This is a genomic window from Bacteroidetes Order II. bacterium, from assembly GCA_016788705.1.
In the GTDB taxonomy this organism is placed as follows: Bacteria; Bacteroidota; Rhodothermia; order Rhodothermales; family UBA2364; genus UBA2364.
In genome coordinates, this window is the sequence record JAEUSQ010000022.1 from 1 (window position 1) to 24,146 (window position 24,146).

18 protein-coding genes are annotated in these 24,146 nt (G+C 48.0%); 11 read left to right on the top strand and 7 right to left on the bottom strand.

Features of this window, described 5'->3' with window-relative positions:
• Positions 1 to 507: 507 nt before the first annotated feature.
• The gene (locus JNN12_05490; protein ID MBL7977776.1) at positions 508 to 684 is read left to right on the top strand and encodes a hypothetical protein; all 177 of its coding nucleotides are present in this window, start codon (positions 508 to 510) and stop codon (positions 682 to 684) included.
• Positions 685 to 812: 128 nt separating this feature from the next.
• A complete protein-coding gene (locus JNN12_05495) occupies positions 813 to 1,625 on the top strand; it encodes an FHA domain-containing protein (protein ID MBL7977777.1) in 813 nt (270 codons plus the stop codon).
• 110 nt (positions 1,626 to 1,735) lie between these two features.
• Here the strand turns inward: JNN12_05495 and JNN12_05500 are convergent, their stop codons facing one another.
• The 3 genes from JNN12_05500 to JNN12_05510 form a co-directional block, all read right to left on the bottom strand.
• The gene (locus JNN12_05500; GenBank protein ID MBL7977778.1) at positions 1,736 to 2,908 is read right to left on the bottom strand and encodes a thiolase family protein; all 1,173 of its coding nucleotides are present in this window, start codon (positions 2,906 to 2,908) and stop codon (positions 1,736 to 1,738) included.
• Positions 2,909 to 2,953: 45 nt separating this feature from the next.
• Positions 2,954 to 5,344, bottom strand: a complete 2,391-nt coding sequence (locus JNN12_05505) for a 3-hydroxyacyl-CoA dehydrogenase/enoyl-CoA hydratase family protein (GenBank protein MBL7977779.1) — start codon at positions 5,342 to 5,344, stop codon at positions 2,954 to 2,956.
• A 78-nt stretch (positions 5,345 to 5,422) separates the two neighbouring features.
• Positions 5,423 to 6,013, bottom strand: coding sequence for a TetR/AcrR family transcriptional regulator (locus tag JNN12_05510; protein MBL7977780.1), 591 nt, complete (start codon positions 6,011 to 6,013; stop codon positions 5,423 to 5,425).
• A 350-nt stretch (positions 6,014 to 6,363) separates the two neighbouring features.
• Between JNN12_05510 and JNN12_05515 the strand changes: the two genes are divergently transcribed.
• From JNN12_05515 to JNN12_05550, 8 genes are all read left to right on the top strand, one after another.
• Positions 6,364 to 8,031, top strand: coding sequence for a T9SS type A sorting domain-containing protein (locus tag JNN12_05515; protein ID MBL7977781.1), 1,668 nt, complete (start codon positions 6,364 to 6,366; stop codon positions 8,029 to 8,031).
• 9 nt (positions 8,032 to 8,040) lie between these two features.
• On the top strand, positions 8,041 to 10,560 hold the full coding sequence (locus JNN12_05520) for a serine hydrolase (protein MBL7977782.1): 2,520 nt from the start codon (positions 8,041 to 8,043) through the stop codon (positions 10,558 to 10,560).
• Between the two features lie 69 nt (positions 10,561 to 10,629).
• Positions 10,630 to 11,640, top strand: coding sequence for an alpha/beta fold hydrolase (locus JNN12_05525; protein MBL7977783.1), 1,011 nt, complete (start codon positions 10,630 to 10,632; stop codon positions 11,638 to 11,640).
• Positions 11,641 to 11,771: 131 nt separating this feature from the next.
• Entirely contained in the window at positions 11,772 to 12,230 is a 459-nt protein-coding gene (locus JNN12_05530; GenBank protein ID MBL7977784.1) for a ribosome maturation factor RimP, read from the top strand.
• A gap of 88 nt (positions 12,231 to 12,318) precedes the next feature.
• A complete protein-coding gene (gene nusA / locus JNN12_05535; protein ID MBL7977785.1) occupies positions 12,319 to 13,578 on the top strand; it encodes a transcription termination/antitermination protein NusA in 1,260 nt (419 codons plus the stop codon).
• 116 nt (positions 13,579 to 13,694) lie between these two features.
• On the top strand, positions 13,695 to 16,730 hold the full coding sequence (infB, locus tag JNN12_05540) for a translation initiation factor IF-2 (GenBank protein MBL7977786.1): 3,036 nt from the start codon (positions 13,695 to 13,697) through the stop codon (positions 16,728 to 16,730).
• Positions 16,731 to 17,129: 399 nt separating this feature from the next.
• Positions 17,130 to 18,281 (top strand): hypothetical protein, encoded by a 1,152-nt coding sequence (locus JNN12_05545; protein ID MBL7977787.1) that lies wholly within the window; start codon positions 17,130 to 17,132, stop codon positions 18,279 to 18,281.
• Between the two features lie 15 nt (positions 18,282 to 18,296).
• The gene (locus tag JNN12_05550; protein MBL7977788.1) at positions 18,297 to 18,689 is read left to right on the top strand and encodes a co-chaperone GroES; all 393 of its coding nucleotides are present in this window, start codon (positions 18,297 to 18,299) and stop codon (positions 18,687 to 18,689) included.
• A 12-nt stretch (positions 18,690 to 18,701) separates the two neighbouring features.
• Here the strand turns inward: JNN12_05550 and prfA are convergent, their stop codons facing one another.
• Positions 18,702 to 19,778 carry a peptide chain release factor 1 gene (prfA, locus tag JNN12_05555; GenBank protein MBL7977789.1) on the bottom strand — a complete coding sequence of 359 codons (1,077 nt, stop codon included), beginning with the start codon at positions 19,776 to 19,778 and terminating at the stop codon, positions 18,702 to 18,704.
• A gap of 257 nt (positions 19,779 to 20,035) precedes the next feature.
• Here prfA and JNN12_05560 point away from each other — a divergent pair, with 257 nt between their 5' ends.
• Positions 20,036 to 20,362, top strand: a complete 327-nt coding sequence (locus JNN12_05560) for a hypothetical protein (protein MBL7977790.1) — start codon at positions 20,036 to 20,038, stop codon at positions 20,360 to 20,362.
• Positions 20,363 to 20,445: 83 nt separating this feature from the next.
• Here the strand turns inward: JNN12_05560 and JNN12_05565 are convergent, their stop codons facing one another.
• From JNN12_05565 to JNN12_05575, 3 genes are all read right to left on the bottom strand, one after another.
• On the bottom strand, positions 20,446 to 22,323 hold the full coding sequence (locus JNN12_05565) for a hypothetical protein (protein ID MBL7977791.1): 1,878 nt from the start codon (positions 22,321 to 22,323) through the stop codon (positions 20,446 to 20,448).
• The gene (locus tag JNN12_05570) at positions 22,320 to 23,039 is read right to left on the bottom strand and encodes a gamma-glutamyl-gamma-aminobutyrate hydrolase family protein (GenBank protein MBL7977792.1); all 720 of its coding nucleotides are present in this window, start codon (positions 23,037 to 23,039) and stop codon (positions 22,320 to 22,322) included. Before JNN12_05570 ends, JNN12_05565 begins: the two co-directional genes overlap by 4 nt.
• A 123-nt stretch (positions 23,040 to 23,162) precedes the next feature.
• Entirely contained in the window at positions 23,163 to 24,062 is a 900-nt protein-coding gene (locus JNN12_05575) for a sugar phosphate isomerase/epimerase (GenBank protein ID MBL7977793.1), read from the bottom strand.
• Between the last annotated feature and the right edge of the window lie 84 nt (positions 24,063 to 24,146).

Here is a 24,146-nt window from a genome sequence, read left to right on the forward strand (position 1 = left end):
TAAACCCCATTAGGGAGCCGCTTCGCGCCACGCCAAACGGTTGTTGGGGTGAACCCCTTCGGCGTTCGCCGAACCGTAAGGCGTTACCAGCACGAAAAAAAGGGGCGTAGCCCTGACCTCTTCGTAGATCATGCAACACAAAAATGGATAAAGGGGCGTAGCCCTGACATCAACAGATGAATGTAACACGGCAAAAACAACCAAGATCACAGGGCTACCGCCCCTTATCGGCAATAAACCGCATTAGGGCGCCGCTTCGCGCCACGCCAAACGGTTGTTGGGGTGAACCCCTTCGTCGTTCGCCGAACCGTAAGGCGTTACCAGCACGAAAAAAAGGGGCGTAGCCCTAATATCTTCGTAGATCATGCAACACAAGAATGGATAAAGGGGCGTAGCCCTGACATCAACCGATGGACGTAACACGGCAAAAACAACCAAGATCACAGGGCTACCGCCCCTTACCACCGCACGGGCAGTTTATTTGAACATGCGTTTAAGGCAAAAGAGGTGGATGCAGCACGTTACTTTGGGGTTTTAATTCGGTACATCCATCAAAATCCTGTGCGGCATGGCTTTGTAGAAAGCGCCCACGATTGGCAATATTCTTCTTTTGGGGCTTATGTAGCGCCTCCTGAGAAAACCCGCATTAAAACAGAAGAGGGCCTACATGTTTTTGGTTCATGAGCGGGGTTTTTAGCCGCGTATCAGGTGGCGGTAGAAGAAACGTTTTTTGATGATTAAATCCTTCCAAAAATCCATTTGCAAGAATCCTACTACTGATGTAGTTTCTCCTTCATCCAGACCAAACCCCCATGATCTCCCCTATAACCGCCCAAAAACTTATTGAAACCCTCGTAGAAACCATGGAAAAGGCCAAACATCCATTGGGCGAAGGGATTTTCATTATTCCGGCATTTTACAAAATCCGCCTACATTCGGAAGTGGTAGAAGGGCTTAAACCCATCATGGATCAGGTCAAATCCGAAGCCCGACGGCGGATGGATCGGGAATTGACGCTAAAAAACAAGATGGCCGTCAAACGTCCGCTTTTCCGGTTCATCGAAAAACTTTTTGTGGGCTTCACCAATAAAGACCAACCCTACCGCAAAGCCGATCATTTCTGGACGATACAAATAGAAGAAGCCTTAGACCGCGATTTCCAGCCCGTGCAAATCGAAATTGAGGTGCAATTTACCCTGCCCAAGTCCGAAAAACTCTCTAACGATCCGGGCATGGCAACCCGAACCTATACCTACTACACCTTAGACGAAGCAGAAAGCGGTGCAAAACGAGGCCACTACGGAACCTTGCATTATACCACGCCTTCCGGTGAAAAAACGACCTTCTCTTTATCTAAAACCGAAACCACTATTGGCCGACGAGACGACCACGCCCCCAACGCCTTCGCCGATCTGGAAGTAAGCACGCATCCAGCGGTCTCGCGCCTGCACGGGGCTTTTCGGTATCACCTGATGGGACGTTATTTGGAATACCAAGACCGTAGCCGACAAGGCACAAAAATAAATGACCGCCTGATAGAGGCCCAAGCGTGGGTAAAACTCCAAGATGGCGACCGGATTTTATTGGCCGATGCCGTTTTATTGGTTTTGGAAAGCAGCTCTTGACCCATCACCCACCTCGCACATAGGCGGGATCGGAAACATCTGCATTGAAATCCATAAAAAGAGGTGGCTTATTAACTTAAAACCACCTCTTGCCAATCATCCAAAAGGACTCATACCAGGTTTTCAAAAACCCCAGCCGCGCCCATTCCGCCCCCGATACACATGCTCACAATGCCATAACGCACCGAACGCCGTTGCATCTCGTGGAGTAAGGTGGCGGTGAGCTTCGCACCTGTACAGCCCAATGGATGCCCCAGTGCAATGGCGCCGCCATTTACATTGATGATGTCTGAATTCAAACCCAACGCCTTGATCACCGACAACGCCTGCGCCGAGAACGCCTCGTTCAGCTCAATCAGCCCAATATCCGCCAATGAAAGCCCGGTTTGGGCCAAGACCTTTTTAATGGCCGGAACGGGGCCAATGCCCATCACCCCCGCCGGAACACCCGCAACAGCAAACCCCACCATTCGTGCCATCGGCTTTAAGCCCAATGCCTCCAATTTACGCTTGCTCACCAATACGGTAGCCGCCGCCCCATCCGAAACAGGCGAGGCATTTCCGGCAGTCACAATCCCGCCAGCCCTGAATACGGAAGGGAGTTTCGCCAGGGCCTGTGGCGTAGAAGCACGCGGTCCTTCATCGGTATCAAACACCACCGACCGCGTTACCCGCTTACCATCCACCAACAAGGTTTCTTCAAAGGATAAAGGGACGATTTCGTCTTTAAAAGTGCCCGACTGAATCGCCGCGAGGGCTTTATGGTGCGAGGCCAACGAGAACGCATCCGCTTCTTCGCGGGAAATACCATACTCGACCGCCAGATTTTCGGCGGTATTCCCCATGTCCACATACGTATCCGGCATTTCCAACGCAAGTTCCAAATCCGGCGAATAATAATAGCCCCCCATTGGTACATAACTCATAGACTCTGCGCCACCCGCCACCACTACATCGGCCTCTCCACTCTTGATCGCCTGCGCGGCCATGGCAATGGTTTGTAAACCGGAAGAACAAAATCGGTTTACCGTTGCACCCGGAACACTATCTGGCAAGCCCGCCTTTTGGGCAATAATCCGCCCCATGTTCATCCCTTGCGGGCCTTCAGGAAAAGCACACCCCATCAGCACATCTTCCACCATTTCTGGTTTAATTTCCGGTACTTTTGCCAAAGCACCTTTCACGGCCTCTGCGCCCATAAATTCGGGGCGGGCATGCCGTAGCGTTCCACGTTTGGCTTTCCCAACGGCTGTGCGAACGCTGCTTACAATATATGCATCCATTTATTTTTACTTATTTTAGTTGAAGGATAAAGGCGTTCGCGCCGATTAATTGCGAAGGGGTTTATTGGTCGTAAGAATACTCTCGATCCGCGCTTGGGTTTTGGCCTCGCCCAAGAGCGATAAAAAGACTTCACGCTCCAATTCCAATAAGTAATCTTCATGCACTTCCGTCGGTTCCGAGAGATCACCACCCGTCATCACATAGGCCAAACGGCTACCGAGATAGCGATCATAGTCCGAAATATATTTCCCTTGTCGGAATTGATACAACGCGGCTTCAAATTGTGCCCGTCCGTCACGACCCACCACCTTGATCGCATTCCGAACGGGTGGCGGCAAATAGCCTTCTTCCGAGAGCCGTATTACTTCTTGTTTGGCCACAAACAGCCTCCGATCATCGTGCATCACCACGCGGGTATGTGCGGGTAAAAAGCCAAATGAAATGGCCTGACGACCACTGGTGGCCACTTTTGCCATTGCAATGGTCTCAAAATGTTTGCGGAGCACCGTCTGAATGTCACTCGGAAAATCCGTCGGGGCACGTTCTGCGGCATAGGCCGTCATACGCATGGTTCCGCAACCGGCCGGAATCAGCCCCACACCCAATTCCACCAACCCCATATACGTCTCGGCAGAAACCACCGGAACCGCCGAGGCCATCGTCATCTCGCAACCGCCGCCCAACACCCGCTGGTGGGCAGCCACAATAACGGGCTTCGTACTATAATACACCTGCTGTATCGTGTTTTGGAACTGGGCAATCATGGTCTCGATCGTCACAAAATCCCCCATCATCATGCCCATCACCATCTCGCCCAAGTTGGCCCCCACACTAAAATTCTTGCCCTCGTTTCCAATGACCAATCCGCGCCAATCTCCATCCTCCACCAAACGGATCGCATCCCGAAGCCCTTCCATCACTTGCACGCCCAGGGCATTGGCTTTGGAACGAAATTCGAACAACGCAACGCCATCTCCAATATCCAAAAGAGCCGCCTCATCATTTTTCCAGACCAACGATCCCGCACGTTGCTTCACCACATTCAGCGATAGATTATCCACATACGTAGGGACTGCGCGATACGTGCCCGTTTCAGGAATATAAACCGCCCAACGCCCATCGGTTTCTTGATAAAATCCCGGCAATCCTTCTTGACGAATGGCCGCCACCCAATCTGGCAGCACAATGCCACGCGCCTCCATTTCCACACAAACCGTCTCAAATCCCAGCGCGTCCCATGTCTCGAATGGCCCGGCTTCCCAACCAAACCCCCAACAAATCGCTTGGTCTATCTCCAACGGCGTATCCGAAATTTCGGGAATCCGACGTGCGGCATACGCCATCGTATCCACCATTACATCGCGAAAAAAAGCCCCTGCACGCCCTTTATCTGCCCAAAGTGTCTTCATTTTCGCCGGAAGCCCACCACGTATTCCCGACAAATCTCCCAGATCTTTGGGCTTCGCGGGTTCAAATTGTTTCGTTTGTAAGTTTAGGGAATGAATTTCCTTGCCTACTTTTTTATAGAATCCGGCTTTCGTTTTCTGCCCCAACATACCCGCAGCGATCATCTCTTCCAGATGACGCGGCACGCTAAACAGGTCACGGCTTTCGTCTGCACGCCCCTCCAAAGCATTGTAGAGATTACGGCAAACATGCGCCATCGTGTCCAAACCCACCACATCTGCAGTCCGAAACGTGGCCGAAGAGGGCCGCCCAATGATAGGCCCCGTGAGCGCATCAATCTCCTCGATTGTGTATCCATTTTCGAGTTCCTTCGAGGCACGCATCATCGCATACACCCCAATCCGATTACCGATAAAGTTGGGCGTATCTTTGGCCAAAACCACCCCTTTGCCCAAATGTACCCGACCGAACCATGAAATCCGTTCTAAAATCGCCGCATCGGTATCCGGTGTTGGGATCAATTCCAGCAATTTCAGGTAGCGGGGCGGGTTAAAAAAGTGCGTTCCGAGGAACCGACGCTTAAACGCTTCCGAACAGTCGGCGGCCATCTCGGCAATGGGCAAGCCAGAAGTATTCGAACTGACCACCACATGATCGCCCGTTGCGGCCTCGATGCGGGCCATAACAGATTTTTTGATGTCCATCCGTTCCACAACCGCCTCAATGACCCATTCTACGTCAGCAATCTGATCGAAATGCTCATCAAAATTACCCAACCGAATCCGTTTTTCAATATCTTTATCGAAGAGCGGCGCCGGATTCAGTTTACTGGCCATTTTCCATGCATTCTCTACGATGGCATTCTTGGGGCCTTCCTTTGGTGCAATGTCCAAAAGCAAGACTTCTAAGCCGGTATTGGCCAAGTGTGCCGCAATCTGGGCACCCATTACACCCGCCCCCAAAACGGCGGCTGTTCGGAATGGCCTGCGAGTTAAACGGCCATAGTCTGAAGTTATTCGTTTTTCCATAAGGGATTGCAAAGTTAACACTGTTAAGATTATAAACCTAAGACTTCTAAAAGCGCTTTCAGTTCCATGACAAAAAAGTTATGTACCCACAAAGGTTACCACTTGATCAAAAACATGCTCTTTCAGGTCATCCGGTGCTATTTGCTGATCCACCCGCTGGGCAATTAACAGCGAAACAAGACCATGCAAAGAGGTCCAAACCGCCGTGGCCTTCAGCAACGCATCCCCCTCCCGAAACAAAGACATCCGTTGCCCTGCCTCGATCACATCCCGGAAAACCTCCAAATTTTTGCGGGCTTTGCGGTATTTCTCCACCGGATAGCGGGCCATACGCGCAGGATGTAACTGGAACATCACCTCGTAATATTCAGGATTTTCCAATCCAAATGCTACATACCGAGCACACAACTCCCGAAGCGCCTCCAAAGGATCGGTCAGAAGGTTGTCTATACCAAGCAGTAACTGCTGCATTTTTTCCATCCCTTCATCTATCAGCGCATGAACCAAGTTGTCTTTATTCTCAAAATACAAATAGATGCTTGTGGCGCTGTATCCAATGGCATTTGCAATTTTGCGCATAGACAAGTTTTGATACCCATCTTGGATCAACAACTTGCGGGTTGTATCCAAAATTTCTCTTCTTAGGTCGGTTCCAGAAGTACGTGCCATGATTGAATAATTACTTAACAGTGTTAAGTTCGTGCATTTTGCCAAAAAAGTCAAGGGTGATTGCTTGCAAACAGGGATAAAGTTTCCCTAAGTTTATTCTTTATGCCCACCCACCATTTTTATAAACCCTCCGTCCATCTGGCTAAATCCAGCATAACGTATAGAGGATTCTGTTTACCACCGTTTGTAGTCCTAACCAAATAGCAGGTTTGTCAAACAGCCACTCACAGAATTAGCAAGATAATACGGAAATTAACCCATACCATTTAAAAAATATGAAGCCTGTCTTACACAACCTCTTATTCCTAACGTGCTTGGGAATGTCCTTCATGGGTCTCTACGCCCAAAACATGAACGTATCAGCCACCCGCCAACAATCTGCATATGCTTGGGTAGATGCCATCACTCTTCCCCTCGTAGACAATGACGCCGAAGTCTTACGTGCAACCCTCAAAACAAAAAAGCGGGGCAATCGGTACCGTCTTGCCAAAGCCATTCCAACGAAGATAAATTTTTCCAACGATGGAACTTGGGTAGCAGACGAGAAGGGAAATCGGGTTTGGCGTTTGGTGCTGGATTCCCCCAGTGCCCTCGGTCTCTCCCTTCGTTTCGACCACCTACAAGTACCAGAAGGGTCCATCGGACGGTTTGTTCCATTAGATGGCAAAAGCAAGCAAGTGGATATTCCGCTACAACCGAAAGCCAATGGCTCTTTTTGGTTTCCGGTGGTAAACAGCAATGCCGCATTGGTAGAATTGGTATTTCCGGGTAATGAAGCCATTTCGGGCGAGATTGGAACCGTGTATCACCATTTCCGGAACAACACCAATAATGGCTTGAACAAAAAAGCCTCTGGCAGTTGTAATGTGGATGTCGTTTGCTCCAACGCCAATGGCTATCCTCAAATTGATGCCTGGCGTAACCCCATTCGCTCTGTCGGAATGTTGGAATTTGAGGCCGAGGACGAAAATGGCGATCTGGGCATTTATGTCTGCTCAGGCGCCTTGATCAACAACACCAAAAACAATCAAATTCCTTATTTATTAACGGCCCAACACTGTATCATGAATGAAACAGAAGCAAACTCCACTTGGGTGTATTGGAACTACCAAAGTAGTACGTGCCGGACCCTCAACTCTACTGCCAATCAAACCCCCATAGACTACACCACTTTCCCCTATTCCGAAGGCACTACACTGGTGGCCTCTTGGGGCGGTGAAAACGCAAATGGCACTTTTTTTGGATCGGACTTCACCCTGTTGCAATTAGAAGAACAACCAAGCCCAAGTTGGAATTTGCATTATGCAGGCTGGGAACGCCGGAGTTTTATGCCGTTTTCGGCGGTAGGCATTCACCATGCAAATGGCGACGAGAAACGCATTAGCTTTGAAAACAACGCCCCTGTACAGGTCACTTTTTCTGACAATACTCCAGGAGATGCCTTTATGGAAGTTGAACAATGGGACTTAGGCGTCACAGAAGTGGGTTCTTCGGGCAGTCCTCTATTTAACCAAGCGTTCCGGATTGTCGGACAACTCAACTCGGGTGAATCGGAATGTGGGAGCAACAGTCCCACAACTGTGGTGAAAGGCCCCGACTATTATGGGCGGCTTTATACGAGTTGGAACGGAGGCGGAACCGCACAAACCCGCCTAAAAGATTGGTTAGATCCGCTCGGCACGGCACCAAACAATGTGGATGGAACAGACGCGACGATTATTACGGCCAACGAGCCGGATAAAACCCTTCCCGGCGGTGCTATTTTGAAAGCCGCATACCCCAACCCCTTCCAATCAGAAACAAGTTTCTTGATCTCGATTCCCAAAACCGAATCCGTTCAAATCCGTTGGTTCAATGCTGCTGGACAAGAGGTGAAGCCTGCTGTCAACAGTATGTTGGAAGCCCATACCGAATACCGTGTCACATTTGATGGAACCAATTTACCAAATGGCATTTATCTGTACCAGATTAAAGGCGCCATGTTTTCCGAAACCGGAAAAGTTGTTCTACTACGATAAAAAAACTTTATGATGAAGACCGGGAATTCCACCGCCCAAACCCGCTATACCAACAATCGTTGGTCCTACGACAAAACCCGCAAGTACACCATTGGATTTGTGGTGTTTATGTTGCTTTTTTCAATGGGAACGACACTGTTCATATACCTAGGAAAGAAAAGCCCGACGATGCAAAGCCGGTTGCAAGCCCTTTCTCAGGAAATGTTGCCCTCGGTACGTTCTCAGGAATGGGCTGCACGGCAAGGGTATCGCGAAGTGGCCCAAAAACTGACGGCGTTTATACAGCGCGAAATGGCCGATAAAAAAATTCCCGGTCTTACCATTTCGCTTGCCGACGGCAAAGATATTGTTTGGGCCCGAGGTTTTGGCAGAACAGACACCACCCAGCGCCTTTTGGCTACGCCAGAATCTGTTTGGCGGGTGGCTTCTGTTACCAAGTTATTTACCGCTGTGGCCATTATGCAACTGGTGGAAAAAGGCAAGTTGGACTTGGATGCACCGCTTTCTACGTATGCACCAGAAATCGCCTTCCAAAACCCCTTTAACAAACCCATTACCATCCGCCACTTACTCAGCCATCGGAGCGGAATTCTAAGAGAGCCTGCTACTGGAAGTTATTTTGACCCTACTACACCTTCGCTTGCTGCAACAATCAAAAGCCTTTCGGGAACGGAAGTTTATTTTGAACCTGGAACCAGTACCAAATATTCCAACGCAGCATTTACGCTTCTTGGTTATCTCATCGAGAAGGTAAGCGGTCAGACATATAAGACCTATATTCGAGACCATATCCTTCGGCCTACCGACATGCCCCTCAGCGCCATTGACTTGGAACCCCGCCTGAAGCCCAAAATGGCGACTGGATACATGTGGCGCTACGACGGCCATCTGTTCCGTGCCCCCATCTTCGATATGGGCATTGCACCCGCAGCAGGGCTGAATACCACGATGCCAGATTTAGCCCGTTTTGCCATGATGCTCTATCGGGGTGGAGTCAGCCCTTCCGGGAAACAAATAATCCAAGCATCCACCCTCGAAGACATGTGGACACCACAATTTACCGCTGATAAAAATGGCTTTGGCTTGGGGTTCTATGTTTCTGATTTTAGTGGCTTTAAAAGAATTCAACATTCCGGTGTTCAGTATGGGATTGCAACCCGTTTTTACGCTATTCCTTCCGAGAAAATTGCGGTTACGGTCTCAGGAAATTTAGACAACAGTAATACGGTCATAGACCGAATCAACCATTATGCCACCCAACTACTGCTGGCGCTTAAACAAAAGAAGCCGCTCCCAGAACCCGATCTTACAGTGGCTATACCAGAAGCTGAAGCACGCCCTACTTTGGGATATTACCAAAACGAAAAAACCCAACAGATCCATGTTGTCCGGTGGTTCAACAAAGCCTTATGGTTCCATGACGGTACGTATTATCAACGCATTCGTAAAGCAACAAATGGCGGTGGAATGATCACAGATGGACGTTTGGGATATGGGACTACTGTTCAGTTCGACGCCAATACGCTCACTTTTGGTGGGCAGCGCTATCTCAAAGTCCCCAAGCCAAGCTTACAAGTCCCTTTGCGATGGAAGGAATACATCGGGGAATATGGATGGGATCATAATGTACTATTTGTCTTCCCCCAAAACAATCGCCTGATGACCCGAATCGAATGGTTCGACGATTACCCGATGCAAGAAGAAGGGTACGACCAGTTCTCCTTTCCCAACTCAGGCTTGTACCAAAGTGAAAAGATCGTTTTTACACGCGATAAGTCGGGAAAAATAAATGGTGTAAGAGCAGCTGGAATTTACTTTAAACGTCGCAAAATACCGATTCAACCCCACTTAACTGACGGTCTAACATTTGCCGATAAAGACAAGTCCGTTGCCTATATCGTACCTCAAAAAACGCAGGAAGAACTCCTTCTTTTGGCCAAGGAAGGAGCACCCAAAGCAGAAGTTGGGAAACGACCGATGGACTTGGTACAGCCTGCATTGCTGGATCGGACCATTTTGTTGGATATGCGGTATGCTACCGACCGTAACTTTATGGGCATGCGCTTTTATGACCTTGCCCGCGCCTATCTACAACGCCCAGCAGCAATGGCACTTCTGCGCGTCAATCAAAAGCTAAAAGAACAAGGGCTGGGGCTGATGATTCATGATGCCTACCGTCCTTGGTATGTCACCAAAATGTTTTGGGAAGCAACGCCTATTGCACAACGTAATTTTGTCGCCAATCCCGCAGACGGATCGCGCCATAACCGAGGCTGTGCCGTGGACCTTACACTATACCATTTGGCATCGGGGGTGGCTGTAGAAATGCCCAGTCTATACGACGAGTTTTCCGAACGCGCCGCCGCCAATTATCCCGGTGGGACGGAAGAACAACGCCGCTACCGACAAATTTTACGCCAAGCAATGGTTTCCGAAGGCTTTACTATCATGGAAGACGAGTGGTGGCACTTCGACTATCAGGATTGGCGCAACTACCCCATCGGCACCAAGCGCTTTGAAGAACTTTAAACTTATAACCCCTAAGTTTATTGGGGAAAATCTTTAATTTTAAGTTTAACCGTGATAATGTAATCGAAAATGCCCCAGCAGACCTCATTATATGTTGCACCCAACAGACTACCGGGGGGCTATTTACAAACCATTTATCCTGCCATTTTTGCCTATTCACCCGAACTGCCCTACCAGCGGATTCGGATCGCCACGCCCGATGATGATTTCCTAGATTTGGATACCGTTTTCACCCGGTCTTCTTGCCTCGCCGTCTTATCCCATGGATTAGAAGGCCACAGTCAACGACCTTATATCACCGAAATGGCGCGGGCATTACGGCATAACGGATTCGACATTGTGGCATGGAACTTCAGGGGCTGTTCTGGCGAGCCTAATCGCAAGGTATTTTCCTATCATGGCGGTGCGACCAACGACCTTCAAACGGTTTTAGATCATATTTGGCGGTATAACCATTATGAACAGGTTGTTTTGGTCGGCTTTAGCTTGGGTGCAAACCTCACCCTTCGCTATTTGGGCGACGCCGGTGCTACCTTGGACCGTAGAATTAAGGCGGGCATTGCCATTTCGGTTCCCTGCGACTTTGAATCGAGTGCACAAACATTAGACCACTGGAGCCGGCGGCCTTTTGTCCTGAATTTTATGCGAACCTTGCGTGTGAAAATTGAAACCAAGGCACGGCTGTTTCCAAATGAAATTTCAAGCACAGGTTTTGATGAAATTAAAACATTCCGCCAGTTTGATGAACGATATATTGCCCCCTATTTCGGTTTCAACTCAGCCCAGCACTACTGGCAGTCCGTGAGTTGCAAGTCTGTATTGGATCACATTCAGGTGCCAGTATTTGTACTCAATGCCCAGAACGATCCTTTTCTTGCGCCGGATTGTTTTCCTATTGACACAGCGAAGAAATGTGCAGGCTTTTATCTTGAAATGCCAAAATCGGGTGGACACAATGGATTTCCGATTTTTTCACCTCGCCTCCAGTCTTTCGCTCCGATTGCCACCATCGGTTTTTTATCACAACACTTCCCTCTACTAAATTCCTGTCAACACCTTGCAGACAGCCGTATTTTTTAGTACCTTCTTTGCGTGCCTGTGATGTGCGGGGAGTTTCGGGGAAGCTTCCCTTTTTTATTGCGGACTTCCAAGCACGCCTACCGCCCCCACGGTGAGGCTTTTTTTATGGACATTAAACAACGTTTCCAGCCTTGTCAACCATTGAAAATCGCATATTAGACATTGTAGCGAAAATACTAACAGATTTTCCGGATATTTTTTTGGTAGAATGTTTGATTCGGGGCAAAGAAGAACGATACGTTGTGGATGTTTTTTTGGATGGTGACAACGGAATTGATGTGGAAAAATGTGCCAAAATAAGCCGAAAAATTTCTCGGATTCTGGAAGAAGAAGACTTTATGCCCCGCGCCTATGTGCTCAATGTATCTTCTCCCGGCGTCACGAGTCCTCTTCGGTTTCCGCGCCAATATCCACAACATGTTGGCCGTGACTTGGCCGTCACATTGGCTGAAGAAGGCGGAAGTCGGGTCATTCGGGGAAAACTAACCGAGGCGACTTCCGAATACATCACCTTGCAGCCACCCAAAACAGAAGCCATCCGTCTTTACTATGCGGAGTTGATCTCTGCAAAAGTTCAACTTCCATGGTAGCAGTTGTGTCGGGAAAATCTTTGATCATTTTCCTAACCATAAACATAATAAATCTTTAGAAAACAATCATTTCCATAACGGAATTAATATGGGAAAAATCAATCAAAGTGCCGAACTTGTCTCCTCGTTTGCTGAAATTGCACGAGAAAAAGCGATTGACCGCGACACCTTGCAATCCATCATGGAAGACGTTTTTAAAGCCATGATCCGCAAGCGTTATGGTGCGGACGATTCCTTTGAAATCATTTTCAACCCGGATAATGGCGATATTCAAATCATCCATGTCCGTGAAGTGATTGCCAACCAAGATTTGGAAGACCCCGTTACGCAGATTGAACTTCGAGATGCCTTACTGATAGACGAAGATGTAGAGGTTGGAGAAGATGTGGCAACCGAGGTGAATATTCGTGACTTTGGCCGTCGTGTCATTGCAACCGCTCGTCAGACCTTTAACCAACGCATCCGAGACATCGAGAAAGAAAATATTGTTGACCAATATTCCGAGTTGATCGGCGAGATTGTGGTGGGCGAGATTTACCAAATTCGCCGTCGCGAAGTGCTGGTTATGCACGATAAAGTGGAATTAATTTTGCCAAAACAAGAGCAAATTCCTAAAGACCGCTACCGAAAAGGAGACATGCTACGTGCCGTGGTCAAGGACATCAATCGTGAAACAGGCGGATTTCCACAGGTTATTATTAGCCGAGCAGATCCCGCATTCATGGAGCGCCTTTTTGAACTTGAAGTGCCCGAAATATATGAAGGTGTGGTGGAAATCAAAAAAATTGTACGTGAACCTGGTGAGCGTGCGAAAGTAGCCGTGACCAGTCACGACGAACGTGTGGACCCCGTGGGCGCTTGTGTTGGCATGAAAGGAGTACGCATTCATGCAGTGGTGCGCGAACTGAACAACGAAAACATAGACGTTGTCCCATGGACAGACGACATTTTTGAAAACATTAAACGCTCGTTGGCCCCTGCCAAACCGATTGATGTTTCCCTCAATGAAACCGTAACTCCTCCACGTGCAAAAGTGACCGTCCGTGCTGATGAGGTGAGTTTAGCTATTGGTCGGGGTGGTCTGAATATACGTCTTGGCTCGGCCTTGACTGGCTACGAAATAGATGTGTACCGAGACATCTCGCAAGATGAGGAAGATGTGGATGTTATGGAGTTTGCAGACGAAATAGACCCCGAAACCCTGACAGCCCTGCAACGCATTGGTTGCGATACCGCCAAAGCAGTTTTGGAATTGTCGGTGGAAGAATTGGTTCGTCGTTCGGGTCTGGAAAAAGAAGTGGCCGAAAATGTGATTAACATTATGCGTGCTGAATTTGAAGAAGAATAAAACGGATGAAGACTTTATCCGTTCTGTCTGATTGATACCTTCTCTACCGAAGAGAACGGTGTTGATGTTTATAAAATTGAATACTTTAAACGATCTGGAGCCGGATCCTCTACCGTATGGCAGGAAACAACAAAGGCAACAAGCCCAAAAAGCTTTTTCAAGTCCTGAGAGAGTTAAATCTCAAGCAGGACACCGTAGTGGCACACCTCAAAAATGAGGGGTTTGAGTTGGGCAAGGTGGATGTTAACACCAAACTCAACGACGAGATGTACTTGTCCCTTTTGGAAAAATTTGCAAAAGAGAAAGCTGCCGCCGAGCGACACAAACGCTGGGCGGAGGAAGAACGCCTGAGAAAGGAACAACGTGATCTGGAGGATAACGAGGATGAAACGGAAGTTGCACCAGCATCGGTTTCACCAACAACGGAGGCGGAATCCGTACAGGTGGTAGCGGAAATGGTCACCTCGGAACCAGCACCCATCGAACTTCCCCCGGAACCAGTAGCCGTAACAGCGCCACCTGAACAAGCGCCAGAAAAGTCAGAGGTGGTAGAGGAAAGGGCAACGGAACCCCAACCCGTTTTCGTGGCTCCTGAACCTGAACCAGAGCCTGAACCGCCTCACCAAGCAACACCTGAAACGGAGGTTGTACAAGAAGCAGCGCCGGAACCTACGGTAGTGGAAACACCTGCCATTCCAGAGCCTCAGCCTCCCTCTCATGAGATAGCTGCTACAGAGCCGGAAGAAACGTTTGACCCTGCTCTCCTCGAAGCAGAAGCAGAACGGCTTGACCCAGTGGGCATTGAGCTTGAGGCGGTGATCGCACCCTTGCTGGATGCTGTTGCTACAGAGGATGTTCTAGCAACAGACCTTCCTCCCAGAAAGAAAAAAGACAAGCCGAAAAAGCCTGATCATTTGAGAGAAGTGGAAGAACTGGATATAGATGAAAATGGCCCAAAACTAATCAAATCTGATCGCTATATTCTTGAAGGCCCTAAAGTTCTTGGAAGGGTCAATCTTGCTACGCTACAAGATGCGGAACCTGGCGCCAAGCGGAAAAAGCGGAAGCGAAAAGGCAAGACCGATGAACCGCTAAAACCAGTTAAGCCTGTAACAAGTGGTCATGTTGCGACAGGAGACGGCCCTAAAAAACCTACAACACATGTTGCCACTACGTCTTCGGCCAATGCACCTACAAAGGCCAAAAAGAAAAAGGCTAAGTTGCCCGTTGTAAGCCAAGAAGAGGTGAAAGAAGCGATTTTGCAAACCAAAACAGGGATGCAGCGCCAAGGCACCAAAGAACGACAAGGCGCACGCTTGCGCCGTCGCGAAAAACGGGTAGAACGCGCTGAAATACGGGAGCAAGAATTAGCTGCACAAGAGGCATTCGAACGAAAATTGCGCGTGGTGGAGTATGTCTCGGCGAACGAACTGGCGAACATGATGGATGTCTCGGTGACCGAAATCATTTCCACGTGTTTGGAACTTGGCTTGATGGTTTCGATCAACCAACGGTTAGAAGCCGATACCATTCAGTTAATCGCAGAAGAATTTGGGGTTGAAATTGAATTTGTGACCGATGTCGCTTCCGATGAAATCGCGCTTCAAGATGATGATGAACAAGACTTGCTTCCTCGTGCTCCAGTAGTCACCATCATGGGCCACGTAGATCATGGAAAAACGTCTCTGTTGGACTATATCCGCCGGACGAATGTCGTAAAATCTGAAGCGGGTGGGATTACCCAGCACATTGGTGCTTATTCAGTTACCTTGCCCACAGGTCAGATGATTTCCTTCTTAGATACCCCAGGCCACGAAGCCTTTACGGCCATGCGTGCCCGTGGTGCCCAAGTCACAGATATTGTGGTATTGGTGGTTGCAGCGGATGACGGGGTTATGCCACAAACCATCGAGGCCATCAACCATGCCCATGCAGCAGGTGTTCCTTTAATTATTGCGGTGAATAAAATTGACAAAGATGGCGCAAATCCGCAGCGTGTGATGCAGGAACTCACCCAATACAATGTGGTTGTGGAGGCATACGGCGGGAACGTGCAGCACAGCGAGATTTCTGCAAAACAAGGAACTAATATTGATGGCCTCCTTCAGCAAATCGTGGATGAAGCTGAGTTATTGGACTTAAAAGCCAATCCGAACCGAAATGCTGATGGAACAATTGTGGAAAGCCGCATTGACAAAGGCCGTGGCATTGTTGCAACCGTATTGGTACAACGAGGCACCCTGAAAGTGGGGGATGTATTTGTTGCGGGTGCATTTACCGGAAAAGTACGGGCGATGTTCGACGAAACAGAGAAGCGAATCAAATCTGCAGGCCCCTCCAAACCGGCATTGATTGTTGGATTTAATGGTCCGCCAGATGTAGGAGACCGCTTTGTGGTGCTAGATGACGAACGCGAGGCAAAGGAAATTGCCAATAAACGTCAGCAAATTGCTCGTGAGCAAAGTATGCGTCAGAAAAAGCACCTGACCTTGGATGAAATTGGACGCCGTTTGGCTTTGGGTGACTTTAAAGAACTAAACCTGATCATCAAAGCTGATGTGGGGGGATCTGTTCAAGCCCTTACTGATTCTCTCCTGAAACTTTCAACGGAAGAAGTACAGGTTCGTATCATTCACAGCGCTGTTGGAGCGGTGACTGAAAGCGATGTTCTCTTGGCCTCCACGTCCGATGCGGTTATTATTGGATTCCAGGTGCGTCCGGCTTCACCGCAAGTTCGTAGGGTTCTGGAACAAGAACAAATTGATTTCCGGACTTATTCCGTGATTTACGATGCCATCGAAGATGTACGCGACGCCCTTGAAGGCTTGCTATCGCCAGAATTAAGTGACAAGACCTTGGGCACTGCACAAGTGCGGGAGGTATTCCACGTACCCAAAGTGGGCAGTATTGCCGGATGTATGGTCACTGAAGGCAAGATTCTGCGTAAAGATGCCGTTCGTCTTGTACGTGACGGTGTGGTCATCTGGTCTGGAAGAATGGCTTCCCTGCGACGCTTCAAAGACCCTGTCAATGAGGTCAATACCGGCTATGAATGTGGTATTGGTCTTGAAGGAGGGCAAGACATCAAAGTAGGCGACCTGATTGAGACGTTCGAAGTGGTTTCTACCAAGCGAAGACTCGCTGCCCGATAAGAACTTTTTCAATAGTGATGAAGCCCCCAATTTTTTGGGGGCTTCTTTGTTTATACCAAATTTGTTTATACCAAAAATGAAGTGTCGTCAGCCTTTCAAAATGCAATGCCCAATGTCCCCCTTTCCCTTGGGAGGTTTGGATATATTTCCCTTATATAGAACGGATTAAAACACTTAACCCAACAGCCGAATTTTGCAAAGTTTTAGAAATGAGAGCATGGATGACTTTTACCATGACGCTTACAATGCTCATAATTCAAACGTTATTTTTGGTGAGCACCCCAGAATATGTAGTAATTTATACCGCTAAACCTTGACGACAATTTACCTTGCCCCAACGATATGGGAAAGAGGTTATATATTTTTCCTGTGACCAAATTCAAAAAAAATCGCATTCTGATGATTGTTCCACGGATTCCGCCGGATGTCGGGGAAGTAGCGGAACTTTGCCATGATATGGCACATTCGTTCCATCAGGATGTGTTTGATGTAACTGTTCTTTCAGCATCTAATTCGGATGAGCAGAACGCCCCCCCCGCCATTTATCATCGGCTGTACGATACAGACGTTGAACCCCTTAGAGAACCGCTTTTGATTCAATTTGTACAAGATGCGGGGCATAGTTTGACAGCAACGCTTAAAAAAACAGAGGTCCGGCCACGTCCTTTTGACCTTGTTTGGGTGATTGGGCCAGAATTGAAGGGACTCAATTACGCCTTGCGAATGAAGAAAAAATATGGGATCCCTGTTTGGCTTCATGCAATAGGAGGAGGCCGTATTATCTTTCCCGGCAACTTGGAGCCAGGCATCAAGGCTAGGATGCAGGCCCAAGCCTTGATGCGCCTCATTGATCAAGTGGACGTAGTGAGTGCTTGTAGCTTTGAAGCCATCAAACGATATCGCGCCTGTACCACAAAAAATCAACCCGTCATTCGCCTGCATCCTTGGATTCCTTCTGCCTCCCCCATCGAGACCAAAGGCATTGAACACACTACCATGCAGAAAACCGTCCGTCTTTTGATTGCAGGAGAATGGGATGAAAAACAGGATGTATTACGGTTTTGCAAACGCCTTCGTCCTTCAACGGCAGATTTCAGGCTCCATATTTTGATGACTGGAGAAAAGACCGCACTGATCCGGAATTGGGTACAGGCAGAAAAAGATTTGCGCTTTACGGTAGCAGATTATCCTTTAGCAGGCATTACCCCAGAAACTTGGGCCAATACAGACCTTTTTGTGATTCCCCAAAAAACCATGTCGGAAGATATTTTCCTGCCCACCCTATACCATGCCGCCCTCTACAGGCAAGTACCGATTCTCGGCGTCTCGGACGAGCGTACAGAGCTTTTCCGGGAACTGAGCGAAAATTTAGCTGGCCCAGTATATACATGGGAGCAAATGGACGAAGTGGATGCACTCCTTCAGGTTTTACCCGAATACCCCGGAATGCTGCGCCATTGGCGAGAAAATGCCATGCGTTTTAGCGAAAGCCGCAGCCAAAAAGCGGTGATAAAACGGTACAAAAAAATTGCACACACCATCTGTGGCTGATAAACCCTACATAAAATGTTTGTTTCTGGATCTAAAGGTAGTTTGATAATGGTAGGAGACCGGGTCCTCATTGAGCCAGAGGAGGAATCATCAGAAACCTCTTCAGGCTTATTGCTCCCCGCGTCGGTCAAGGAAAAAGAACGTCTCAGGGGCGGTCGTGTGGTGGCCGTCGGACCCGGATATGCGATTCCAAATCCGGAATATTCCGATGAAGACGCCTGGATGCATGAAAAAAGTGAGGTCAGGTACCTATCTCTTCAGGCAAAAATGGGTGATTATGCCTACTTTCTAAGAAAGGATGCCATCGAACTCGGTTTCGACGGTAAAACCTATCTCATTATCCCGCATCATGCCATTTTAGCGTTGATCCGCAACCAGCCAGACGAACGGGATTTGTACAAAGGGTAGCGCAACGTATCCCTAAAATTGTGCTAATCGTTCGGCATAGTCGGCCATTCGTAATGCTTGAATAATCCCTTCAATATTTCCATCCACAATGGTCTGTAATGCATAATTCTTGGCAGTTCCCTCCAGTCGGTGATCGGTAACACGGGCTTGTGGCCAATTGTAGGTACGAATTTTGTCGGAACGATCCCCAGTACCCACCAAACTCCTACGATGTTCTGTACGTTCTGCGTTCCGTTTTGCCAGTTCGAGGTCAAACAAGCGAGAACGCAAAACCTTCATTGCTTTGTCTTTATTTTTGTGCTGACTTTTTTCGTCCTGACACGTTACGACCAAGCCTGTTGGCAGGTGTGTAATACGAATGGCCGATTCGGTGCGGTTAACGTGTTGCCCCCCAGCCCCGCTGGCCCTCATGGTATCAATCCGCAATTCTTCTTCGCTAATCTGAACATCCACCTCTTCCGCCTCCGGTAAAACGGCAACCGTAGCAGCAGACGTGTGAATGCGTCCACTCGACTCTGTGGCCGGAACCCGTTGTACACGATGTACCCCACTTTCGAAGCGCATCATCCCAAACGCATCCACCCCTTCGAGTCCAAAAACCACTTCCTTAAATCCGCCCATCGTACCTGAATTTTCATCAATCAACTCCACCTTCCAACCTTTTTTTTCAGCAAAACGGGTGTACATCCGAAATAGATCTCCTGCAAAAAGTGAGGCTTCGTCTCCGCCAGTACCCGCCCGAATCTCGACAATACAGTTTTTAGAATCCTCTGGATCCCTCGGAATTAATTGATAGCTTAACGCTTCTTCAACCTGTGGCAGTTGTTCTTCGGCTACCGACAACTCAATGCGTGCCAACTGTGTCAATTCTTCATCTTCATCTACCCGAATCATTTCTTTTAGCTCGTCAATATTGTCTTTTAGGGTGTGATACCTTTCAATAATCTGAACCAACGCCTCCAATTCTCGGTGTTCTTTTCCCAATTGTGCCATGAGGGCAACATTGGTCGCAATCGCCGGATCGGCCAGTTGTTCCGACACATTATTAAACTTTTCTTGTATCTCGGTTAATTTTTCTGATTGTATCATATGGTTTGGCTGCATCAATGAAAAGTGAGTATCATTATACCGAACATTTGTTTCAATTTGAGAATCTTAATCTTCTAATCATTAAACCATCTTCGCTTCCGAGGCATTTAATGGGTAAATACCCACACCACAGCCCTCACGATTGTTCTTTCTAAGAGCTTTTTTTAGCAATGCCTGTTCGTTTTCTTCTTTGGAGCGATCTGGCATACTTTGTGCTGTAGTGGTGGACAACTGCGATGTTAAACCAAACGATCCTTATGCGCCTGCGCTTGTCCTCCGCACTCTTGGTCTGGCTGCTTTCATGCAGCATTGGTGCTTTTGTGCTTGATACATATGCCACCAGACCCCTTCCTATACTTGTTGAATCGTTTCGGAGCGAAGGTATGACCGATGAACAAGTGGTTCAGAAAGCCATGCGAACGGCCCGCGAGCAATCTGCCAACTGGTGGTGGGTTCATGACCGCAAAGCTACATTGGTTTTCGCCAAAACCCGCTCCTACGATCCGACCGTGTATAAAACACTTCCGATGGCTTTTCTTTTTGAGAATACGCCAGATATAGCCATTTCAAAGGCTTCACTTTAAGCGCCAAGAACGTTGATTTTCATAAAAAAGGGCTAACCTGTCAGAAGGCTTCGCCCCTTTTTATTTTACAAACAATCGTTTAATTAAAAATTAAAACCCCCACTTCGATGACTTTGCGCCGCCGTAATACCCGCAACGCTAACGGCATCTGCAAGTTTTTTCCATTCGGCAGAATTCCATGTGTCGCGGTGGATTCGTACAATTCTGGCTTGTGACCGCCGGAAAGGGGTTGGAGTATTTAATGCTGCCTGAATCAGTCCATTGGCAATCACCCCTAGCTTATCCTTGTTTTCTTGTGTGAATCCGAAACGACCGATAGCAGAAACTAAATTATCATACTCATAATCTAACTCGGTTTTTTCGCCGGTTTTGACAGGATCCAAAAACGTGGTATGATCGAACCGGAAGGTCATGCGCTCATCAAGAATAGAGGGGTCTATACGCTCTAACATATCGGCTGCGCCTGCTGGCAGGAAAAAGCGGATCCGGTCTCCATTTGATGCATACTTACGCAATACCAAATTGCCACTTTGCGGCACATCATCCGAAGCATAATCTGGTAAACCAAAATGCGGATTCAATTCCCGAAACCTCTGATACAACGTATTATTGGGCGTGCCGTACCCCCAATTCATTTGTTTCCCTCCATTATTTTCTAAAACGGTCAATAAATCAGAGAGGGTAATGGTTGTGCCATCCGATACCTGTACCAAATCCGCCCGAAGCATTTTCGCAGGATCTATACGCAGTTTTTCAACAGCACGCATAGAACCATATAAGGAAGGGACATACCCTTGTGAATACGCTTTAAAGGAGGAATTCCGGCTAACAATTGGGAATCCAGTGGTCAGTCCCCAAATAAATGCCTGAGCAACAGAATTGGTAGGCATTCGCTCGGTGCGGTTCTGCAAATAAAATTGGTACACCTTAAAGATGTTACCTGGCCCGGTATGATAAGCAGAAACGCCAGGAATTTCATGGCCAACCGCATTGGCATAAGCCCTTACCAAGGTTGCAGAGGCCTCCATGGTTAATAGTGGATGCCGTTCTTCGCGTACTTTCAACAAGCCACCTTGGATATTTTTGATGTCGTATTGTTCGATATCGAACGTGCGTAATAAACTGGGCATAAACTGATAACGGCCTCTGGCCCCCACGCTAGAAACAAGCCAGTCTTGATTAAACGTTTCGACCGTCCCGATTTCGGTTACGAGCGTACTGAGCCCTAAGCGCTGAGCCAAACGGAGTTCATAGGTAATCAGGTTTTCTTCCCTCCGACGTGCTTCGAGAACCTGGTTTTTTCGTCCCCATCGGGTTTGAATATCTGTGGCCGCGTAGCCTCTTGCGCGATACCGTTCTTTGATTTTTCGACCTATTTTTTCACGCTCTCGATCTACTTCGTCCCAAACCATCCAGCCTCGATCGGCATACACCTGTTTTAAACTATCCAACGTCACTACTTCGATGGTGTTATCGTTTTTGTCCATAATCCGGATCGTGAAGTTATCGTCCTCGCCCTGGCGGGTTGCAAAAATATTCAGGAGGCTCGAAAATTTTTGGTAGGTTTCACTTCCAATTGCAGCAAAGTTGGAAACCATCCGGTTTTTATCTGCGGGGTCATCACCCGGAAACAAGCCTGGAAACGCCTGATCTGGATGATTATTCAGGTCTTTTAAATTAAACGGGCGGCGCGGCATAGATGTATAAAGTGCGGTCACCGAGTCTGGAGACAGCCCTTTTAGTTTTTCGGCCAATGGGTCTCGGGCCGTATAATCGGCCATGGCATTTCCATCCAAAAGCAGGCAGGTAAATAAAAAAATGCCTATACCGACCAATGCCGGGCCGGCAATATGTTGTTTTCTGACCCACCAATGTTTTACGGCCATCCATTTACCCAATTTTTCATCCGATAGTTGGGTAGTGGCCGTTTGCTCCGGCTTCGACTGTTTTTCGTGCATCATAAAATATCAAGATTCATCCGCTTCATTGCCTGAATGCGGGCATGGTTAACCAAATTCATGAATAATGTGCGGGTATCATCTGGCGCACGTTCAGGGTGAAATTGTACCCCTAAAATGGGTTTTTCCACATGTTCTATCGCCTCTACAACCCCATCTGGCGCAAATGCTACGGCATTGTACCCATCACCAATGTGGGCAATTGCCTGAATGTGGCGCGTATTTACTTCACAGACGGTTTTTCCCAGTTCGCGTGAAAGACGGGAATCTGATTGAATGGTTAATAAATGACGATCTGCACCCCGCCGATTGGAGTGAAGCCCAGCACCGGGTAATTGTTTTTGTACATCTGCATAAATAGTACCTCCAGCCAGCATATTGAGTAATTGCATCCCATAACAAATACCCAAGATGGGTTTTCCGGTTCCAGAAAAGTATTGTACGAATCGTTTATCCCATTCTCGCCGAACTGGATGCGTTTCGGACAAATCTTCCGGTAACTGGCCCACCAATCCATCACTTATTGCTGGCCCTCCGGTAATGACCAAGCCATCTAATTTGTCCGACAATTCCTGTACCCAATACTCGTCTTCTAAGATGGGAACAATCCACGGCAGGCCACCCGCTTCAGCAACGGCCTGAATATATACCCATGCCAGTTGTTGCTCGTCGGACTGAAAAGAAGTGGTAATCCCAATTACTGGAGTATATCCAGACATGTAAGCGTTTGGTTTTAGCGGACATTCAAGAGGCTTATTGGTGAAGATAATGAAATAATCCCCCAAATTAGCGTTTAATGGATGTTTTTTTTGCGGCGTTTCCCTAAAACTGTTTAAAGTTTCTCAGAGCGGATTGCTGATATAATCTCCTCCTCGGCACGACTTGAGGTAGTGTAAGCTACGGACTTGTCCTGTCATTTCGAGTACATCTTTATACACAGGATCGTGCCAGCCTTCTATGTCTATGCTTCCTTCAAAGCCCCCCAACCGAAGTTCTGTAATAACATCATGCCAGTTACAATCCCCAAAACCTGGTGTACGATGGAATGCAAAAGGTACGGTTCCATGAATGCCATGCGTTGCCAAAACGTCCTTCCGAATGGTAGCACACTTACCATGCACATGAAAGATCCGGCTCGACCATTGCCGAATTTGCGGAATTGGATCTAAAAGTGCAATCATCTGATGACATGGCTCCCACTCTAATCCCAAGTTTTCATTTTTCACCGTATTGAACATGCGCTCCCAATGCTCGGGATGATGGGCAATATTCCAGTCCCCAGTCTGCCAAGTACCATCCATTGCGCAGTTTTCAAAGGCCAGACGAACGCCACAATCTTCCGCCAAATTGGCCAATGGCGAAAAAACTTGGCTAAATTTTGGCAAAGACAGATCAATAGGTTGATTGCGTATGCGCCCCGTAAACCCACAAACCACATCGGTTCCAAATAGATGGGCATGGCGGATAAGTTGCTCCCAACCTTCGCGGGTCTCCTCATCTTCCGGCCCTTCCTCTAGCGGATTACCATAGATGCCAAGTGAACTAATCACCGCTCCGGTACCCGACAAGAGTTCCCGTAGTTCCGTTGCCAACTGTGTCAGGTCTATCCCTCCCAGTGTTCGCCACCAAGTAAGTTCAAAACTTTCAAAACCATGTGGTAGTATTTGACGGATATAAGACACCGGATTATTGGCTCCGGATACCAGGGTGCCAATTCGGATACCCAGTTCAGACGTAAACATGATCGTATAATTCTAATGAATGATGAAATACAAAAGTACAACAAATTCGCTTCGGTTCGCGTTGTGAACTTTGGTATCTTTTAC

Coding starts and splice junctions, on each gene's coding strand:
- JNN12_05565 (MBL7977791.1), bottom strand. CDS start 22,323: ATGATGCACGAAAAACAGTCGAAGCCGGAGCAAACGGCCACTACCCAA.
- JNN12_05575 (MBL7977793.1), bottom strand. CDS start 24,062: ATGTTTACGTCTGAACTGGGTATCCGAATTGGCACCCTGGTATCCGGA.
- prfA (MBL7977789.1), bottom strand. CDS start 19,778: ATGATACAATCAGAAAAATTAACCGAGATACAAGAAAAGTTTAATAAT.
- JNN12_05560 (MBL7977790.1), top strand. CDS start 20,036: ATGCGCCTGCGCTTGTCCTCCGCACTCTTGGTCTGGCTGCTTTCATGC.
- JNN12_05545 (MBL7977787.1), top strand. CDS start 17,130: ATGATTGTTCCACGGATTCCGCCGGATGTCGGGGAAGTAGCGGAACTT.
- JNN12_05570 (MBL7977792.1), bottom strand. CDS start 23,039: ATGTCTGGATATACTCCAGTAATTGGGATTACCACTTCTTTTCAGTCC.
- infB (MBL7977786.1), top strand. CDS start 13,695: ATGGCAGGAAACAACAAAGGCAACAAGCCCAAAAAGCTTTTTCAAGTC.
- JNN12_05550 (MBL7977788.1), top strand. CDS start 18,297: ATGTTTGTTTCTGGATCTAAAGGTAGTTTGATAATGGTAGGAGACCGG.
- JNN12_05520 (MBL7977782.1), top strand. CDS start 8,041: ATGATGAAGACCGGGAATTCCACCGCCCAAACCCGCTATACCAACAAT.
- JNN12_05510 (MBL7977780.1), bottom strand. CDS start 6,013: ATGGCACGTACTTCTGGAACCGACCTAAGAAGAGAAATTTTGGATACA.
- JNN12_05495 (MBL7977777.1), top strand. CDS start 813: ATGATCTCCCCTATAACCGCCCAAAAACTTATTGAAACCCTCGTAGAA.
- nusA (MBL7977785.1), top strand. CDS start 12,319: ATGGGAAAAATCAATCAAAGTGCCGAACTTGTCTCCTCGTTTGCTGAA.
- JNN12_05515 (MBL7977781.1), top strand. CDS start 6,364: ATGAACGTATCAGCCACCCGCCAACAATCTGCATATGCTTGGGTAGAT.
- JNN12_05525 (MBL7977783.1), top strand. CDS start 10,630: ATGCCCCAGCAGACCTCATTATATGTTGCACCCAACAGACTACCGGGG.
- JNN12_05505 (MBL7977779.1), bottom strand. CDS start 5,344: ATGGAAAAACGAATAACTTCAGACTATGGCCGTTTAACTCGCAGGCCA.
- JNN12_05500 (MBL7977778.1), bottom strand. CDS start 2,908: ATGGATGCATATATTGTAAGCAGCGTTCGCACAGCCGTTGGGAAAGCC.